Annotated in this window: 14 protein-coding genes; 9 read left to right on the top strand and 5 right to left on the bottom strand. The window is 35.0% G+C overall.

Going from position 1 to position 20147, the window contains the following annotated elements; all coding sequences use genetic code 11:
• Window positions 1-117: 117 nt before the first annotated feature.
• Window positions 118-327 (bottom strand): hypothetical protein, encoded by a 210-nt coding sequence (locus tag AC1RRQ_RS08355; protein WP_493022559.1) that lies wholly within the window; start codon window positions 325-327, stop codon window positions 118-120.
• A 203-nt stretch (window positions 328-530) separates the two neighbouring features.
• On the opposite strand from AC1RRQ_RS08355, the gene AC1RRQ_RS08360 reads away from it, so the two are divergent.
• Complete coding sequence (locus AC1RRQ_RS08360; RefSeq protein ID WP_493022560.1) at window positions 531-1187, top strand: DUF6766 family protein; 657 nt, start codon at window positions 531-533, stop codon at window positions 1185-1187.
• A 14-nt stretch (window positions 1188-1201) separates the two neighbouring features.
• On the opposite strand, the gene AC1RRQ_RS08365 is transcribed toward AC1RRQ_RS08360, so the two are convergent.
• Complete coding sequence (locus AC1RRQ_RS08365; protein WP_493022561.1) at window positions 1202-2803, bottom strand: Na+/H+ antiporter; 1602 nt, start codon at window positions 2801-2803, stop codon at window positions 1202-1204.
• Between the two features lie 188 nt (window positions 2804-2991).
• On the opposite strand from AC1RRQ_RS08365, the gene ribB reads away from it, so the two are divergent.
• Together ribB and AC1RRQ_RS08375 are read left to right on the top strand one after the other, a co-directional pair.
• Window positions 2992-3654: a 3,4-dihydroxy-2-butanone-4-phosphate synthase gene (gene ribB, locus AC1RRQ_RS08370; protein ID WP_493022562.1), complete on the top strand. Its 663-nt coding sequence runs from the start codon at window positions 2992-2994 to the stop codon at window positions 3652-3654.
• Between the two features lie 3 nt (window positions 3655-3657).
• Window positions 3658-4230 carry a Crp/Fnr family transcriptional regulator gene (locus AC1RRQ_RS08375; protein ID WP_493022563.1) on the top strand — a complete coding sequence of 191 codons (573 nt, stop codon included), beginning with the start codon at window positions 3658-3660 and terminating at the stop codon, window positions 4228-4230.
• Window positions 4231-4336: 106 nt separating this feature from the next.
• Here the strand turns inward: AC1RRQ_RS08375 and AC1RRQ_RS08380 are convergent, their stop codons facing one another.
• Both AC1RRQ_RS08380 and AC1RRQ_RS08385 read right to left on the bottom strand, forming a co-directional pair.
• Window positions 4337-6034 carry a ribonucleoside-diphosphate reductase subunit alpha gene (locus tag AC1RRQ_RS08380; RefSeq protein WP_493022564.1) on the bottom strand — a complete coding sequence of 566 codons (1698 nt, stop codon included), beginning with the start codon at window positions 6032-6034 and terminating at the stop codon, window positions 4337-4339.
• 12 nt (window positions 6035-6046) lie between these two features.
• Window positions 6047-7021, bottom strand: a complete 975-nt coding sequence (locus AC1RRQ_RS08385) for a ribonucleotide-diphosphate reductase subunit beta (RefSeq protein ID WP_493022565.1) — start codon at window positions 7019-7021, stop codon at window positions 6047-6049.
• Between the two features lie 737 nt (window positions 7022-7758).
• Here AC1RRQ_RS08385 and AC1RRQ_RS08390 point away from each other — a divergent pair.
• From AC1RRQ_RS08390 to AC1RRQ_RS08415, 6 genes are all read left to right on the top strand, one after another.
• The gene (locus AC1RRQ_RS08390; protein WP_493022566.1) at window positions 7759-9249 is read left to right on the top strand and encodes an ankyrin repeat domain-containing protein; all 1491 of its coding nucleotides are present in this window, start codon (window positions 7759-7761) and stop codon (window positions 9247-9249) included.
• Between the two features lie 124 nt (window positions 9250-9373).
• Window positions 9374-9856, top strand: coding sequence for a DUF2271 domain-containing protein (locus AC1RRQ_RS08395; RefSeq protein ID WP_493022567.1), 483 nt, complete (start codon window positions 9374-9376; stop codon window positions 9854-9856).
• A 123-nt stretch (window positions 9857-9979) separates the two neighbouring features.
• On the top strand, window positions 9980-12163 hold the full coding sequence (locus AC1RRQ_RS08400; RefSeq protein WP_493022568.1) for a PepSY domain-containing protein: 2184 nt from the start codon (window positions 9980-9982) through the stop codon (window positions 12161-12163).
• Window positions 12164-12407: 244 nt separating this feature from the next.
• Entirely contained in the window at window positions 12408-13415 is a 1008-nt protein-coding gene (locus AC1RRQ_RS08405; protein ID WP_493022569.1) for an FAD:protein FMN transferase, read from the top strand.
• A 242-nt stretch (window positions 13416-13657) separates the two neighbouring features.
• Window positions 13658-15835, top strand: coding sequence for a TonB-dependent receptor plug domain-containing protein (locus AC1RRQ_RS08410; protein WP_493022570.1), 2178 nt, complete (start codon window positions 13658-13660; stop codon window positions 15833-15835).
• A gap of 27 nt (window positions 15836-15862) precedes the next feature.
• Entirely contained in the window at window positions 15863-17197 is a 1335-nt protein-coding gene (locus AC1RRQ_RS08415) for a DUF4374 domain-containing protein (RefSeq protein ID WP_493022571.1), read from the top strand.
• A 317-nt stretch (window positions 17198-17514) separates the two neighbouring features.
• Here AC1RRQ_RS08415 and AC1RRQ_RS08420 read toward each other — a convergent pair whose 3' ends face one another.
• Window positions 17515-19920: a glycoside hydrolase family 2 TIM barrel-domain containing protein gene (locus tag AC1RRQ_RS08420; protein WP_493022572.1), complete on the bottom strand. Its 2406-nt coding sequence runs from the start codon at window positions 19918-19920 to the stop codon at window positions 17515-17517.
• Window positions 19921-20147 lie beyond the last annotated feature (227 nt).

Below are 20147 nucleotides of genomic sequence, written 5' to 3' on the forward strand. Positions count from 1 at the left end.
TAGTTATTTTTTGAGTCAAAAATACGGGTTTTAAAGGAACTAAAAGTATTTTAAGATCATATAAAAAACCTGCAATGAAAATCACGGCAGGTTTCTTTATTTAAAAGTTTATAGAACTTACTTTTTAACAGTATCCGTTTTAACCGTTCTAATCGTATCTGTAGTCATTGTGTCTACATCTGGACCAACTGTATCAATTATGGCTTTTGTCGAATCTGCGTAAGCTTGATTTTCTAAAGTAGTAGTGTCATTCTTCTTACACGAAAATGTTAATCCTGTTAATAAAATCAACATTGCAATTTTGGTCTTTAAAAGTGTTTTCATCATATTTTTTCTGTTTGTATTTATTATACTATTTCAAATTTAAAATACTGGTTATCAATATTATTACATAATTACTACTATCATTTATATGAATCAAATAAATGAGGTAAAAAACTGATTTTCAATGCAAAAACTATAAATTCTAAAGTAAATTATGTAAATCGCTTCGGTATTCTTTTAGGAAATTTGTATAAACAAAGTTCAAAATGAAAACTTTTCTTCGCAATAACGGTTTGTGTATCTGCTTTTTGATACTGTTTTTCGGGTCTTTAATTGGGCAGACTTTATTAGGTTTTCAGGAACATAATAAAGAACTTATTGATGAAGGTGGAAAAATGATCAATATGAGCGCCTACCTTTTATCCGGCCATTTTATTGAATCTACTTTTGAAAACTGGGAAAGTGAATTTCTACAGATGGGACTTTTTGTGGTGCTTACTATTTTCTTAAAACAAAAAGGATCATCAGAATCTAAAAAACTGGACGAAAAAGAAGAAGTCGACCGGGAACCAGATCCTAAACGAAAAAACGCACCATGGCCCGTTAAAAAAGGAGGTTTTATTCTGGCCTTATACAAACATTCGCTTACCATTGCATTGCTTCTATTCTTCTTTATTTCACTAGTAATGCATTTCTACGGAAGTTTAAAAGACGAAAATGAGAAACTGCTTTTAGAAGGAAAACCGCTGGAAACGATTTCATCTTACTTGGTAAATTCCAGATTTTGGTTTGAATCCTTTCAAAACTGGCAAAGCGAATTTCTATCCGTTTTTGCTATCATATTATTATCCGTTTATTTGCGTCAGATAGGTTCTTCGCAATCCAAACCAGTAGATGCACCTCATGTACAAACAGGCGGATAAGGAACAAAAAAATATTATTCCTCGTACATCTCCATCCAAAGTCGGGTTTCTTCAAGATCGAGTTCTTTTTCTATTTTACGGAAAATCTCCTCATTAACTGAACCTTTTTTGTGCATGCTTTCGAGTTTAGCACGTTCCACATTTAAAAGATCAATTTGAATTTTGGTGAAGTCATTAAAAATTTCGTTTCCTAATAATTTTCCATTTCCAAAAAAGTTAGCCGGAAGTTCGGTTTTCTGCAAACGATTAAACTTGACTTCGTATTTACTTTTAATATTGTGCAGCAATTCATCATCCAGCAATGAAAAGTTATCTTCGATATGGGCTATGGTTTCTGAAACAATAACATTTCGAACATCATATTCTTCGGCTAGAATAGAATATCGCTCAATTTTCAATTTTTTGATAATCCACGGAAGTGTAAGCCCCTGAATAACTAAAGTGGATAGTATAACGCAAAAAACCAAATAAATAATCAGGTTTCGAAGCGGAAATTCTTCGGTTTTATTCAACATTAAAGGCAATGCCAAAGCTGCAGCCATCGACACAACGCCGCGCATTCCTGACCACCCGAAGATGATCATATTTCGGTAATCAAATTCTTCTTTCAAACGAATCTTTTTACTCACGATTCTTGGTATTATCGTCGCAGGAACAACCCATAAAAAACGAACTAAAATGACCACAAGACTAATAACTCCTCCCCAGATAAACAAAGAGCTTCCGGAATAATTGCTGATTCCCTCTATGATTTGTCTCAGCTGCAATCCAATTAAAATAAAGATCAAACCATTTAAAATATTGGTTAAAACACTCCAAATTGTTCCCGTCATAATACGGCTTTCATGCGTAAAAATAGTTCCTGATCTGGCCGATAAGTACAATCCCGTTGCTACAACGGCCAAAACACCTGAGCCTTCAAAATGTTCTGCCAGCAGATAAGACGAAAATGGCGTTAATAAAGTCAGCGTTACTTCGATAATATCATCGCAAACAAACCTTTTATGGATATAACTCATGACAAAACCTACGCCCAAACCAATCGCAATTCCTAACGCCGACATTAAAACGAAATTTAATCCTGCCTGCCATAAAATAAAATTTCCGGCTGTAATAGCGGTTAATGCATATTTATACGCCACAAGACCACTGGCATCATTTACCAGACTTTCGCCTTCTAAAATGGCAATTAATCTGGGATGTAATCCCAAACCTTTAGTTATAGAAGTAGCCGAAACGGCATCTGGAGGAGAAACAATGGCACCAAGCAAAAACGCTAACGGCCAGGAAATATCATCTATAAGCATGTGCGCTGCAATAGCAACCGCAGTTGTGGTAAAGAAAACCAATCCAACCGCCGCCAAAGTAATGGGACGAATGGTTTGTTTAAAGTCTGACCAGCTGGTGTACCATGCTGCATGATACAAAAGAGGCGGTAAAAATACAATAAACACCACTTCCGGGCTCAACGCAATAACTGGAAGTCCAGGCACAACGCTGATAATTACACCGCAGAGAACCAATACAATAGGAATGGGAAAATTATATCTTTTACTTACTAAACTAAGAAAAGCTACGCCAAAAAGTAACATTATAATTACTGTAATATTTTCCATTTACTGCGGGTATTTTTTTATTTGGGATGATAATTTGTGAGTGCTAAATTAAGATTTTATGATAATTAAATTAGAATATCACTAAAAAAAGAATACTCAATTTATTGACTTATATCAAACTTTTTAAGCGCAGACAAGTTTAGATTTGTTTCAAATTATTTCTAAAAACAGTTTTCAAAATACAGCAAATGATAAGTACAGAATTAAGTCCGTTAATACAGTTTGGAGTTACAAGCAAAGAACGCGTTGAAAATGCTTTGGAACAGCTCAAAAACGGAAAAGGAATTATAGTAACCGATGACGAAGACCGCGAAAATGAAGGCGATCTGATTTTCTCGGCACAGCACATAAATGTTCAGGACATGGCCTTAATGATTCGCGAATGCAGCGGAATTGTGTGTCTTTGTCTTCCTAACGAAAAAGCAGATCAATTAGACCTGCCGTATATGGTAAAAGAAAACACCAGCAGTTTTCAAACCCCTTTTACAATTACCATCGAAGCAAAACATGGCGTAACAACGGGGGTTTCGGCAACCGATCGAATTACAACTATTAAAACCGCTGTTGCCCAAAATGCAAAACCGGAAGATTTAGCCAGACCCGGACATATTTTTCCGTTACGCGCCAGAGATAATGGAGTTTTGGAAAGAAACGGCCATACCGAAGGAAGTGTCGATTTAATGAAATTAGCCGGATTAAACCCCGAAGCCGTTCTTTGTGAATTGATGAACGAAGACGGCACTATGGCAAAACTGGACAAAATCGTTAGCTTTGCACAACAGCATGATTTAGTAGTTTTATCTATCGAAGATATTGTTTATTACCGTAAATTCGTGCGAGATTATAAGTAAAGAATGATATACCAACAGCTTGGCAGTTATATTAAAAAAAATATTGACGTTTCTGATGAAGATTTAAGTACGATCCTTTCCTATTTTAAACCTTTAAAGAAAAATAAAAATGATTTTCTGCTCATTCAGGGGCAAACCAGCCAGCAGACTTTTTTTGTTGGAAAAGGCTGTGTGCGAATCTTTTTTATTAATGAAGAAGGAAAAGACGCTACTCGATACATTGCCTTTGAAAATCAGTTTGCGACCGCTTTAGTCAGTTTTATAACCAAAATGCCATCTGTAGAAAATATTCAGGTAATCGAGAAATCAGAATTGCTTACCATTACACATGACGACTTTAAACATTTGATGCAGCTTATTCCGCAATGGCGTGAATTCTACAGTAATTACCTGGAAAAAGCGTATGTAAACAATGCCAATAGATTGATGTCGTTTACTACTATGGATGCTTTAGAAAGATACAATCAGCTTTTGAAGATTAATCCTGCCATTGTAAAACGACTTCCGAATAAGATTGTGGCTTCGTATATTAATATTTCTCAGGAAACGTTAAGCAGATTAAAATCTAAAGTTTGATTTTTTTATTCTGATTGCGGCCTTACTTGCGGAGATGTCTCCTTCGTCGACATGACAATAGGAATAAAAAAGCCGAATCTTAATTGAGATTCGGCTTTTTTATTATTTATGATTCGCAGCTGCTGCAAGAAACAAGACTGGTTACTAATTCTTTAGAAACACTCTGACTTCTTTGGTAATATAAACTTTTAACTCCTTGCTGCCAAGCTTCGATCATTAAACGGTTTACATCTTTAATCGCTAATTCAGCCGGAATATTAAGATTTAAACTTTGTCCCTGATCTACAAATTTCTGACGAATTCCTGCCTGCTGTACAATTTCCAGCTGGCTGATTTCTTTAAAGGTTTTAAAAACATCTTTTTCAGTCTGCGAAAGCTGCGACATGTGCTGTACGCTTCCTCCGTTAAGCATAATTTCTCTCCAAACTTCTTCGTTATCAAGACCTTTTTTCTCCAATAAAGCTTTTAGGTATTTATTTTTACGCATAAAATTACCTTTGCTTAAACCAGCCTTATAATAATTACTGCTGAAAGGTTCAATTCCTGGCGAAGTCTGTCCTAAAATAGCAGAAGATGAAGTTGTTGGAGCAATTGCCATTGTAGTGGTATTACGTCTTCCGTAACCTTTTAACAATTCTGGTTCACCATAAATTCTAGCCAATTCCTGACTTGCTTTATCAGCTTTATCACTAATATGTTTGAAAATTTCCGTCGTTTTCATTTTAGCTTCCATTCCTTCAAACGGAATCATATTTTTCTGCAGGTAAGAATGCCAGCCTAAAACACCTAAACCTAATGCACGATGTCTTTTTGCAAATTTATTAGCGGCAGAAAGGTAATAGTTGCCTTCTGTCTTTTCGATAAATTCCTGCAATACAGCATCCAAGAAAAAGATCGCTAATTTTACCGCTTCAGTATCTTTCCATTCTTCATACAATTCTAAATTCATAGAAGAAAGACAGCAAATAAATGATTCGTCATGAGTTGACGGAAGCATAATCTCACTGCATAAATTACTAGCATTGATTCTAAGATTTTTATCCTTATAAACCTGTGGTTTGTTTTTATTTACGTTGTCACTAAAGAAAATATAAGGAAGTCCTTTCTGCTGGCGGCTTTCTAAAACTTTAGCCCAAATTTGTCTTTTATCGGCATCACCATCAATCATTTCCTGCATCCAGTAGTCAGGAACACAAATTCCGGTAAACAAATTCTGAATTGGATTTCCTATGCTTTTAATTTTAAGGAATTCCTCAATATCCGGATGGTCAATATCCAAATAAGCTGCAAATGCGCCGCGACGAACGCCTCCTTGCGAAATGGTATCCATAGCCGTGTCAAAAAGTTTCATAAAACTTACGGCACCGCTGCTTTTTCCGTTATCAGTTACGGCACTGCCACGCTCACGCAATTCACCAAAATAGCCAGAGGTTCCGCCGCCTATTTTGGTCTGCATGATAACTTCACCTAATTTATGTGTAATTCCTTCAATTTTATCCGGAACGTGTACGTTAAAACAAGAAATAGGCAAACCTCTTTCGGTTCCCATATTGGCCCAAACCGGCGAACTGATACTCATCCAGCCGCGTTCGATCATTTCTACAAAAGACTCTTTTAATTCCGGCTTGTATAATCTTTTTGCTGCAGCAGTACAAATTCTGTCAATTGCACCTTCTACAGTTTCACCTTTTAAAAGATAACCGCGATTTAAAATTTGTTCACTTTCAGAGTTCTTCCACCACATTTTGCTGCCAGCCTCGTTTTGCGGAAGACTGTTTGTTTCATTTGTATCTATTGTATTCATATTATTTTGCTGTTAGAAAAGGTCGTTTGCTGTAATACTCTTATCGTGTTTTGTATACTCTACAGGACGTTTTGCAAAGAAATCGTCTAAACTGTTGGCAAAAACTTCTTCTTCAAACCAAGCGAGAGCTTTGTAATCTTCTACTTTTACATCAAAAATGGTTGGAATATTAATTTGTTTCAGGCTTTCATCGATTCTAAATTTCATGAAATTAACTAAATCCCCTTTTTTGATACTTTCGATTTCACCTTCTTCAAATATCCAGTCTAATATGTCCGATTCTACTTCAATAGAATCTTTAACCGTTTCTCTAACAAGCGTCAGCGTTTCTTCATCAAAATAATCCGGGAATTCTTCTCTAATTTTATTGATGATGTAAATACCGCCGTTAGCATGAATCTGTTCGTCGATAGAAGTCCAGGCAATAATATTGCTCACATTTTTCATGTAACCTTTAAATCTCGTGAAAGAAAGCAAAATCGCAAACTGGCTGAACAAAGAAACATTTTCGATTAGGATACTGAATAAAATCAGCGAAACCATATATTTTCTATTGTCTTGAGATTTGGTATCTTTAAGTACATTTGAAAGATATTCTACACGTTTGCGGATAACGGGAACATCTAAAAGTTTTTCAAATTCATCATTATATCCAAGTACTTCAAGAAGACGGGAATAAGCCTCAGAATGTCTGAATTCGCACTCTGCAAAAGTACTTCCTAAACCATTAAATTCCGGTTTTGGAAAGTGCTCATAGATATTTCCCCAAAAGCTTTTTACCGCTACCTCAATCTGTGCAATGGCAAGTAAACTATTTTTGACTGCTGTTTTTTCGGCCAATGTTAAATGAGCATGAAAATCCTGAGTATCAGCTGTAAAATCGACTTCTGTATGAACCCAATACGCTTTATTTATCGCTTCTGTAAATTGTAAAACCTCCGGGTATTCAAAAGGTTTATAATTGACTCTCTTATCAAATATAGACATATATATAGTATTTAATGGTAACTAATTTAGAATAGAAAAGAAACAGGATTTTGGGGTGGGTAACTGCATTTTCTAGTTTTACAAAATTAACCCACGAATCTTCTTTTGACTAGAGTTTGATGTTAAAAAACCGAGCAATTATCAACAGTAATAACTTCGATCGAAAACCATCAAAAAAACATTTTATCAACAGGCACATAATTTTTCGTACTTGCCGACATATCAGTTATTTGTACTAAATCTAAATAGAGTTGTCAACAAAAAAAAGCGAAAATATACCTCCCGATAAAAAAACAGTTATCAACAGAGGAGTTCAAATTTTGGTCTTTTTTTGCCAAAATTAACTCCGTTCAAAAGATCCATTTCGTCTTAAAAACACTTTTTCAGTCGTAAGAAATAAAATTACATACGATATAAAATGTTCTACTCTTTAAAAACATAAAAAACTCACTATCAAAACTTTAAATTCATAAACAATAAAAAACATTAAACACTTATTAAACCAAAATTTAAAATTAAAATCTTACAATTTCAAGAAATCGTTATCGTAACAAAAGAACTTTTCATAATGAGACATTTAAATTAAAAAATCATTAGAATTAAACTTTTGCAGACAATAAAACTTGATATAAAAATATAAATCTTTACATTTGCCATTATTTTGATTTATTCTAAATAGACTTTGTAAAAATCTATATTTTTTGAATAGCAAACTCCAATAAACAACATAATAAAATATGAAAAAGAACCTTTTTATTTCTTTAGCATTAGCCGCAACTTTCTTTGTAAGCGCGCAGCAAAAAAATACGCTTTTAGAGCAGTCTTTCTGGAAAACTTCTCCAGATGTAAATACTGTTAAAGCAGAAATCGCAAAAGGAAGCAATCCGGCAGAAGCCAATGTAAATGCATTTGATGTTACCACTTTGGCCATTAATAATGATGCTCCAATTGCTACAATCAAATTTTTACTAGACCAGCCTGGAAATTCGGTTACCAAATTAACTCACGACAATCGTATTTATTTACATTGGGCGGCTTATAGAGGAAACACAGAATTAGTTGACTATTTAATTGCAAAAGGTTCTGATGTTAAATTTGAAGACAGCCACGGTACAACTCCGATAGATTTTGCTGCTTCAAACGGACAGTCGAATCCTGCTTTATATGATGCCTTTTTTAAAGCCGGAATAGATCCGAAGAAAAAATATGCAAATGGCGCTAACTTACTTCTTTTAGCTATTTCATCTGATAAAGACTTAAAAGCTGCCGATTATTTTGCAACAAAAGGAATGTCTCTTAAAGATGTAGACAACGACGGAAACACTGCCTTTACTTATGCAGCAAGATCTGGAAATATTGCCCTTTTAAAGAAACTTTTAGAAAAAGGAGTAAAACCAACCGATGGTGCTTTGTTTACTGCAGCGCAGGGAAGCCGTAGAGAAACCAATACTATTGAAACCTATAAATATTTAGTTGAAGAAGTAAAACTAAAACCTACTGCACAAAACAAAGTAGGACAAAATGTATTACACTTTTTAGCTGGAAAACCAAACCAAGCTGAAATTATCAAATACTTTTTAAGCAAAGGTACCGATGCTAATAAAGCAGATAAAGAAGGAAACACACCTTTAATGGTTGCAGCTTCGGCTAGAGATAATTCGGTTTTAGAAATCTTACTTCCATTAACCAAAAACATCAATGCTCAAAATACAAAAGGAGAATCGGCTTTAACTAGCGCAGTTCGATCAGGAACTCCAGAAGCGGTAAACTTACTTTTAAGCAAAGGCGCCGATGTAAATGTAAAAGACAAAGACGGAAATAATTTAGGTGTTTACCTGGTACAATCGTATCGTCCGGCCGGAAGAGAGAAAGAAGCTGTTGCCCCTTTTGATGCTAAAGCAAAATTACTTCAGGAAAAAGGTTTAAACTTAGCTGCTCCTCAAAAAGACGGAAATACGCTATATCATTTAGCTGTTACAAAAAATGACATCGCACTTCTTAAAAAAATCACCGATCTAAAAGTAGATATAAACGCTAAAAACAAAGATGGTTTAACGGCTTTACACAGAGCTGCCATGATTGCTAAAGACGATTCGATCTTAAAATATCTTATTAGTGCAGGAGCTAAAAAAGAAGTTACTACTGAATTTGACGAAAGTGCTTATGCTTTAGCAAAAGAAAACGACCTGTTAACTAAGAATAACGTTTCGGTTGAATTCTTAAAATAAAAGCTTAGTAATTATGAGTTATGAATTTTGAATTATGAGTTGTAAACTTCAAACTTGAAACTCATAATTTATAATTCATAACTCTTAAACACAACTTATAATTCATAATTTATAATTAATTAAAATGAAATCAATATTTAAAATTGCACTTACAAGCGTTCTTATCTGTCTTGTTTCTTTCCAGTCAAATGCACAATCAAGCAAATACAAATGCATGCTGCAAATGAATAATTATATGGGAGAAGGTGCTTATATCGTAGTTTCGCTTATTAACCCAACAGGCGCATACGAAAAAACGCTTTATGTAATGGGCGATGATAAAAAATGGTACAAATCATTAAAAGAGTGGAATAAATTTCATGCGCAAAAATCAGAAGATATCAGCGCAAAAACAGGTGCTTCGGTAACTGGAGGAGATCGCAGCGTAACTACAATTGAAATTGAAGATTCTAAAATAAACAAAGGGTACAAACTGCGTTTCGAATCGGCAGTTGAGGATCAAAAATACTATGTAAGCGATCTTGAAATTCCGCTTACAACAGAAGGTCTTGCAGAAAAAACAGATGGTAAAGGTTACATCAAATACGTAAGGCTGAATAAAATATAATCTTATTTTAACCTACATAAGCAGGAAATATTTTTCTGCTTAAACTTAAAATCCGAGCTTTGTCAAGGTTAAAAACCCTTGACAAAGCTTTAAACATTTTATTACAATACTAGAATACATTCAATGACTCTTTCTTTTTGGCGTTACGCACACTTGGCTCTGGCCTTATTTTCTTCGATATTTTTGCTTTTAGCTTCGGTTACCGGAATCATTCTGGCAGTCGATGCGGTACAGGAAAAAACACTTCCGTACAAAGTCACTGATTTTGATAAAATAACGCTGGGCGAAACACTGCCAATACTAAAAAAAGAGTATTCTGAAATTACAGAACTAAGTGTCGATTACAATCAATTTGTAACACTTCAGGCGATTGATAAAGACGGAAATGATGTTAATGCTTATATTGATCCCAAAACTGGAAAAGCGCTGGGAACTCCAGTAAAAAAAGGAGAATTTATTCAATGGATTACAGGTTTTCATCGTTCGCTGTTCCTTCATGAAACCGGACGTTTTTTTGTTGGCGTGATTTCTTTTTGCCTGCTATTGATTTCTATTTCCGGTTTTGTATTGGTTTTAAAAAGACAAAGAGGCATTAGAAAATTCTTTTCGAAAGTAATTAAAGAATATTTTGCGCAGTATTATCATGTTGTTTTAGGGCGTTTGGCTTTAATTCCGATTTTTATTATCGCTTTAACTGGAACTTATTTATCGCTGGAAAGATTCAACTTTTTTATGGGCGAAGAAAAAGCAAAACCCGTAAAAACAGAACTTTCGGCGGAAGCCAAAAAAATATCAGTATTTAAAACTACGCTTCTTTCGGATGTAAAGAAAATCGAATTTCCTTTTACAGATGATCCCGAAGAATATTATATCATCGAACTTAAAGATCGTGAAATAGAAGTAAATCAGGTTGACGGAACTTTACTTTCAGAAAAACGTTCGCCTTTTACCGTTCAGTTATCGGCTTTAAGCCTCGACCTTCATAGCGGAAGAATTAACGGAATCTGGGCTGTAGTTCTAGCCATTGCCTGCCTCAACATTCTTTTCTTTATTTATTCTGGTTTTGCCATTACTTTAAAACGAAGATCAAGCCGAATTAAAAATAAATTCAAAGCCAATGAAAGTAATTACATTCTGCTGGTTGGTTCAGAAAATGGAAGTTCTTTTAGATTTGCCAATGCTATCCAGAAACAATTAATTGGTCATGGCAAAAAAGCTTTTATAACCGAATTAAACAATTTTTCGGTTTACCCGAAAGCAGAACATATTATTGTTTTTTCTTCGACACACGGCTTAGGAGACGCGCCTTCTAACGGAAAAAAATTCAAAGCACTTTTACAAAAACAAAATCAGGAACAAAAAATTAAATTTTCGGTTGTCGGTTTTGGTTCAAAATCATATCCCGATTTCTGCCAGTTTGCAATTGAAATCGATCAGCTTTTGGCAGCTCAAAACTGGGCTGAACGCTTTTTAGATTTACAAACCGTAAACGATAAATCGGCCGTTGAATTTGTAGAGTGGATTAAATTATGGAGTGCAAAAACCGAAATTCCACTAGCCTCTACTCCATCTTTGTACAATCATATTCCAAAAGGTTTACAGAAATTAATGGTTTTAGACAAAACACCAATCTCTGATACAGAGCATACTTTTATACTGACTTTAGGCGCCAGCAGCAGAACAAAATTTGCTTCTGGCGACTTACTGGCCATTTACCCTGCCAATGATTCCCGAGAGCGTTTATATTCTATTGGAAATCATTCCGGAAACGTACAATTGGTTGTAAAACTTCATCCAAACGGATTGGGTTCCGGATTTTTGAATAATCTGGAAATTGGACATACAATCAAAGCACGAATTATTAATAATAAAGCTTTTCATTTTCCTGCTAAAGCCCCTCAAATTGCTTTAATTTCTAACGGAACCGGAATTGCTCCTTTCCTGGGAATGATAGAACAAAATAAAGCGAAAAAAGAAATTCATCTTTACAGCGGTTTTAGAATGGAAACGCCAACGCTTTTAGCTTATAAAAAGTTTGCAGGAGTAATGATTCAAAAACAGCATCTTGATCATTTTCACGTCGCTTTATCCCGCGAAGCCGAACATATTTATGTTATGGATTTGATAAAAAGAGATACTGCTTTTTTTGTGGATTTATTAAAACAAGGCGGTGTAATCATGATTTGTGGTTCGCTTGCCATGCAAAAAGATGTTGAAATCATTCTGAATGAATTATGCCTGAAAAATGATACCAAAAGTTTATCAGAATATAAAGAAAACGGACAATTATTAACGGATTGCTATTAGATAATTGTTAATGGTTAATTGTTGATGGTTGATGGTTGATGGTTGATGGTTAATTGTAAATGTTGAGATTTGGCTTTTGGATATTGGAATTTAAACTTTAAATATTGATTTTTAAATTTAAACAAATCCCAGAGGGATTAAATATTTATAGACAATTAAATTTGTTCAAAAGCAAAAGCCCCATCGGGGTGACATATTTTTTGGAATTTGGAATTTGGGATTTGAACATTGATTTTTAAATTTTATGCATAAATTATTTTCATATAAATTTTTATTTCTTTTTGTAATACTATGCTGCTTTTCAGGCAATGCACAAGTATTACGAAAAAAAACGACGCTGCTTATGGGAGGGCGTTTTGATATAAGCATTGTGGCCAAAGATTCTCTAACTGCTGAACAAAATATAAACGAAGTAATTGCCGAAATTACCCGAATTGAAAATCTAATTTCAGACTGGAAACCAGATTCGCAAGTTTCGCAAGTAAATCAAAATGCGGGAATTAAACCCATAAAAGTCGATCGTGAAGTTTTTGAACTTACGCAGAGAGCCATTAAATTATCGGAAATAACAAACGGCGGATTTGACGTGAGTTTTGCTGCGATGGACAGAATCTGGAAATTTGACGGATCAATGACCGAAATGCCTTCGGCGGAAGCCATAAAAAAATCGGTGGAGAAAGTAGGTTATAAAAATATTATTTTAGACAGCGTTCAGTCGACTATTTTCTTGAAATTAAAAGGAATGAAGATTGGTTTTGGCGCTCTGGGCGAAGGATACGCAACCGATAAATGCCGAACGATGATGATCGCAAAAGGCATTCAGGCCGGAATTATAAACGGTTCCGGAGATATGAGCACCTGGGGAAAACAACCCAGCGGACAAGACTGGAAAATTGGAATTACGAATCCGTTTAAACCTGAAAAACTTTTGGCTGTTGTGCCTCTAAATCAAGGTGCGGTAACTACATCCGGAAGCTATGAAAAGTTCGTTGTTTTTAACGGAAAACGCTATTCTCACATTATAAATCCTGCAACCGGATATCCTGCAGCTGGTTTGTGCAGTGTTACGGTTTTTGGCCCCAACGCCGAAACCGCAAACGGATTAAGTACTTCTATGATGGTTTTAGGCCAGACTGAGGGTTTACTTCTACTTCAAAAATTCCCAGATTACAGCTGCCTGATGATTACAGACAACGGAAAAGTAATTAAGTCTAAGAATTTCTCCATTAAAAATTTTAAAGCGAAATTCTGAGGAAAGGTGCTAAGGTACTGAGGTACTAAGTTTTTAGGCGCCTTACTGTCAGGCTGAGCGAAGTCGAAGCCAGCACAATGTATTTTCTACTTTCCTCATAACTCAAAACTCATAATTCATAACTTAAAAACCCAACATTAAAACTTCTAATGTAAATCTAATAATCTTCTAATTGGTTTATTTAGATCAAATTTAAATAATACCATAAGTTTGCTGTCATAATAAATCAGTACACTTTAAACATGAGAATTCTTTACTTTCTCCTTTTCATAATTCCCCTTTCTACATGGTCACAAACAGAAAATGCAACAGACCCAAAATCTCTTAAAGAAGTTGTCATTCAGAAAAAAACGGTCAAAAAAGAAATCGTTGAAAAAGGTTTTTCTGTAAATGTGATCGAAACTCAGGAAGCGGCAAAACGAAATATCCAAACCAATGATTTATTATCACAATCTGTTGGGGTTCGCGTTCGACAAAACGGAGGTTTAGGTTCAAGCGTAAATTACAACCTAAACGGAATGACGGGTAATTCTATCCGTATATTTATTGATGGAATCCCGATTTCTACTTATGGATCTTCTTTTAGTTTAAACAGTATTCCGCCGGCATTAATCGAACGTATAGAGGTTTACAAAGGCGTAATTCCGGCTCATTTGGCCGATGATGCTTTGGGCGGTGCTATTAATGTAATATTAAAAAAAGGAGCAAAAAATACCCTGAACGCCTCTATATCTTATGGATCGTTTAATACCACTCAATCTAATTTTAATACCACTTACCGAGATAAAAACGGTTTTACATTAAAAGGTTCCGGCTTTTATAATTACTCTGATAACGATTATGAAATTTGGGGAAAATTTGCCTATACCATTTTACCAAATGGACAAAAAATACCTATAAAAGCAAAACGTTTTGAAAATGCTTATCGTTCTTACGGAGGCCGAATTGAAGCGGGTTTTACAAACGTTGATTGGGCAGATACTTTCCTGATAGGTTTTAACGCTTCTGATGATTATAACGAAATTCAGCACGGACAAGCAATGTCAAGACCTTATAAAGGTCGATTTTCTGAATCTGATGCCAAGGTAATCAGCCTTAATTACAGCAAAAAAGATTTTATTGCAAAAGGACTTGAGTTTACGGTTAATTCGGTTTTCAGCCAAAGAAACGAAGTCTTGAACGATACGGTTAAATGGAATTACAACTGGCTGGGCGAAAAAACATTAGGACTTCGCGGCGAACCTATTCTTTCTCCTTACGGAGCGCAGCAAGGACCAGCTACTATTTTGCATATTAACAACAAAATCTTCAGCACAAGAGGAGGTTTAAATTATACGCTGAATGAGAATCACAAATTTGTGTTCAGCAGTATGCTTTATTCTTTTGAAAGAGATGATTACGACGAAATGAAATCACAACTGGAAAGAGATTTTCAGCAAAAACGTGATCTTCAAAAAAGTGTTTTATCATTGGCATACGAACTAGAAGCTTTCGATTCGCGATTAAGAGCCAGCATATTTGGAAAAAAATACAACCAGAAAACAGAACAAAGAACACCTGTAATAGTTTCTTCAGGAGGACAAAATACCGTTGAGAAAAAATTAGAAAAGAACAATACCACTTTTTATGGTTACGGATTAGCATCGTCTTATTTTATTGTTCCAAAATTAATGTTCAATTTATCTGCTGAAAAAGCGATAAGACTTCCGTCAGAAGGAGAAATATTTGGTAATCCTGTTGAAAATCAAACACCAAATAGCGCTTTAAAACCGGAACAAAGCGACAATTTAAATATAGGTTTACGATTTGGTCCCTATAAAATTAACCATCATAAATTCAGTTTTAACGGATCTGGATTTTGGAGAAATTCTAAAGATAAAATTGTACTCGCATTCAGCAATCGTGTAAACGAAGCCTTGCAGACATCACCATTCGTAAATTTAGGAACAGCGCAGTCTCTTGGTTACGAGTTCTCGGCAGAATACTCGAATAATAACCGATTATTTGTATCGATGAACATGTCGAAGTTTAACTCGCTTTATAAAACGAAATTCGATGACAAAGGGCTGCAGCTGGAATATTACAATAAGCAATTGCCAAATGAACCTTATTTTACTTTAAACGGTAATATTCAGTATAATTTTAAGGATATCATACAGAAAAATTCAGAACTAAATCTGTATTACAACGCGGGTTATGTAGGGGCATTTTACACCACTTGGCAGGAAACCGAAAATGATAAAACACCAGATCAGTTTCCGCAGGATTTAGGCATAACATACGCATTTCCAGGCAAGAAATTTATAGCCAGTTTTGATGTCAAAAACATAACAAATGCAGCGGTGTATGACAATTTTGCGGTTCAAAAACCCGGCAGAGGTTTCTACTTAAAAATAAATTACACCCTCAATAAATTTTAGTAACTAATTAATTTTAATTCAATAGATATGAAAAAAAGTACATTTAAACTACTTGCATGTGGATTGGTTTTAACCACATTTGCGCTTACTACAAGCTGCAGCAGTGATGATGATAAAGATGAAAATACTGTATTGCCTCCAGCTGCCGAAAGCCGATGGATAACAGTTGCAGGAGCTTTAATGCAGACCAATCCGGGAGATGGAAACGGTGGTACAAGAGTTTTTTCTGTTACCAAAGAAGATGCAAAAAATCCAAATATTTCTATTAATGCTTACGATAACGGAGAACCTGTACAATCAACCAGAACAGCTCGTTTACAATCGTCTGTAGATGGAAGCACCCTTTTTAACATTACCTATACTGGTGCTAATGGCGGTGAATTCATGACGTATAAAGTTAACGGAGGTAAAAACTTTACACAATCAGGAACTACGGTAAATATTTCTCAATATGCAGGAACGTCTCCAAGATGGGTTAAACTTTTCGACGGCGATAAAACAGGTGTGGCAGTAAACGTAACAACTCCTGTAGTAGTTACAGAAGCAGATGGAAAAACATACAAACATACAAGAGGTTCTGCAACGGTTTTAAGCCTTGATTTACAAAAGTTTTTAATCTCTGATTATAGACAATACGAAATTGCATTAACTGCAGCCGAAGAAGCTTTAGGCCACCACATTTTCCGTTTAGATGCCCCAACATTAAACAAAGCAGGAAACAAATTAATCATCGGAACCTGGATGCGTAAAACAAATCCTGCTACAGGAGCGGTTGAAAGCGATTTTGAGCGTTTAGGATCTAAATCTGTAGTGGTAGATTATCCTTCATTGCAAAACCCTAAAGTAATTACTTCAACAGTTGGTTTTGGTGATACAAGCGGATACAGAAGTTTTAACAGTTTTGTGGCTAATGACGGAAACATCTATCAGGCCACTCAAAGAGATCCTAAAAAAGGTTCTTTTATCTTAAAAATCGACCAAAACAACGAATACGACAACTCTTATGTTTTCAGTTTAGATGCAGCTCTTGGAGTTAAAGGTTCTTTTATTGATGCGTGGAGATATGTTGGAAACGGAATTGCTTATGCAGTTTACACTTACGAAGGTACAAACCAAGGTTATGTAGCAAGACTTGATCTTAATGCAAAAACAGCCAAATTAGTAGATGGTATTGCTTACGATGCCGATTTGGATTTTGGTCAATACCAAGGTTTTGTAGTAGATGGAAACGAAATATACATTGCCGTTACACCAGTTGGTAAAGATGGAAACATTTACATTATTAATGCGGCAACAGGCGCAGTTACAAAAGGTGCTAAGTTAGTGAACAAACCAGGAAACCACTACATTGGTGTTTTCTAGAAACGCGAAATTCGAGTTATAGCGAAATTCTTGATTTTTTTTTAATGGTAACATTCCGCTTCAAAACTGAAGCGGAATGTTTTTTTTATTTAAAATTCATCCGAACATTTTTGCTCCAAAATAGATCCCAATTTTCTGTAGAGACGCACTGCAGTGCGTCTTATGCATTTCAAAACTTGTTATTTTGTAAACATATTGAATCAAAAAACTTATACCTAACGTAGACGCACTGCGGTGCGTCTCTACAGATCTACTTTGTCTCGACTGCTTGGCCATGATTTTATCTCCTAATAGCTATCGGGATTATAAACAACAAATTAATCAACCTTTATATCGATTGATGAAACTGAAATTCTATTTCCAGCAGAAGCCTTCAGCTTAATATTTTCTTTCTTTCCATTTGATTGAATGATCGCAATACATTTTCCGTTAAATAACTTGCAAGAATTCGCTTTAAAAGAATCTAGATTAGCTTGATAACCATTATCAACACCAACTAATTTTCCTCCGCCAGAAACTTCAAAATTAATTAAATCCATCGCGTTTGGAATTAGATTTCCATCTTTATCTGTCATAGAAACCGTTACATAAACCAAATCGTAAGTATCGTTTTTAATTGAAGTTTTATCAGCTTTTAAATCTAATTTAGATGCTTCTCCAGCGGTGTGAATTTCTTTTTCCAGAACTATTTTTCCATTCTTTCTTGAAACGGCTTTTAATGTTCCCGGTTCAAATTTTACTTTCCAAGAAATATGCAAATCATCATTTTGTTTTGATTTCTTTCCGAGGGATTTTCCATTTAAAAACAATTCAACTTCATCGGCATTATTATAATAGGCCCAAACGTCAACTTCCTGATCTTTTTTCCAATTCCAATGCGGAAAAATATGCAGCACCGTTTTCTTCGACCATTCGCTTTGGTACATATAATACACATCTTTTGGTAGTCCTGCTAAATCAACAATCCCGAAATAAGAGCTTCTTGCAGGAAATGGATATGGATCTGGTTCACCGATATAATCAAATCCTGTCCAGATAAAAGTTCCTGCCATGAAATCCTGTTTTTTGATCGTTTTCCAGTTCTCCTCATGTGTTGCGCCCCAATATGATTTCACCTGATCGTAAGCCGAAACCGTCCAATCGGCATTTCCGTCAAACGGAGCGCCGTGTTTGGTTGGCCAAGCTTTAATTCCGTCAGGAAAATCATAATGACCACGTGTTTCTAAAGCCGAAACACTTTCTGAAGCTAATATTTTCTGTCCTTTAAAACGCGTTGGAAAATCTTTGTAATCTTCGTGTTTGTAATTGAATCCCAAAAGATCCAAAGCTCCCGATTGATAAATAAAATTCTTTTCAATAATATTTTCGGTCAAAGCCGAAGTTACGGGACGAGTTGTGTCTAATGCTTTTACGATTTTAGCTAATTCTCTCGTAATCGCAATTCCAGTTGAATCAAATTGTTCTCTAATTTCGTTACCAATACTCCACATCATAACCGACGGATGATTACGGTCTCTTTTGATAAAATCTTCCAAATCCTGTTTGTGCCAAGCATCCCAATCTTTATGGTAATCGTTGGTTACTTTTTTCTTTTTCCAAACATCAAAAGCTTCATCCTGAACGATGAATCCCATTTCGTCGCACAATTGCATCATTTCCAATGAATGGGGATTATGAGACATTCTGATAGCGTTTGCTCCCATTTCTTTCATTAAAGCCAGTTTTCTGCGAACCACATGAATATTTTCTACAGCTCCTAAAGCACCGTTATCGTGATGCAGACAAACGCCATATATTTTCGTTGGAACTCCATTTAAAGAAAAACCTTTCTCCGAATCAAAATTGAAATATCTAAATCCTAAAGGCGTTTCATAATTATCAACCAATTTCGATTTCTCATACACTTTCGTAATAACTTTATACAAATACGGATTTTCTGTACTCCATAATTTTGGCTGATTTAAAACCAAATCATGAATCTTTTTTTCAGATGTTTTAGCACCAATTTTTTCTGTTGAAGTATAATTGGCAACTTCTTTATTTTCTGCATTTACAATCGAAGTAACCAGTTTAAATTCTTTTGCAGAAACATTATCATTGTCAATGGTGACTTCTAAATGTATTTTTGATTTTGCTGCCGAAACTTCAGGCGTAGTAACATAAGTTCCCCACTTCCCTACATGCAGTTTTTCAGTTGCCACCAATCTCACATTTCTGTAAATTCCAGAACCGGTATACCATCTTGAATTGGGTTGTGCATCGTTATCGACTTTTACGGCAATAATATTTTCTTTTCCGAAGTTTAAGTACTGCGTTAAATCATATCCAAAAGAGATATAGCCATTCGGACGAATTCCTAATGATTTTCCGTTTATAAAAACTTCACTGTTCTTAAAAACACCGTCAAATTCAATTGAAACCGTTTTACTTTTCCAATTTGCAGGAACGTTAAAAACTTTACGATACCAGCCTTTTCCAGCAGGTAAAAATCCTTGTGCTTGTTTGGTTTTACTGTCTTTATCAAACTTTCCTTCGATACTCCAATCGTGAGGTAATTGAAGCGTTCTCCAATCTGATGCATTGAAATTAGCATTTATCGCTTCTGGATAATCTCCTAATTTGAAATTCCAATTTGGGTTAAAATCTGTAATAATTCTGGTTTGTTTTTGTGCAAAAATGGATACTGAAAACAGTAACACAATTGTAATTTTTTTTAAAATCATATTCTTTAGTTTTCTCTCGCAAAGTCTCAGAGACGCAAAGAAAATTAAACCATATAAGTAATATAAGATAATTTAAGTTTGTCTTACTTGAACTTATATTACTTATATGGTTAAGAAAAAACTTTGCACTTTTGCGACTTTGCGAGATTAATTTTTATTATTCAGCAATCTTTCTCGTCCAACACATATTATGGACAATTGGAGCGTAGACGCACTGCGGTGCGTCT

The organism is Flavobacterium sp. GW821-FHT12A05 (genome assembly GCF_058807735.1).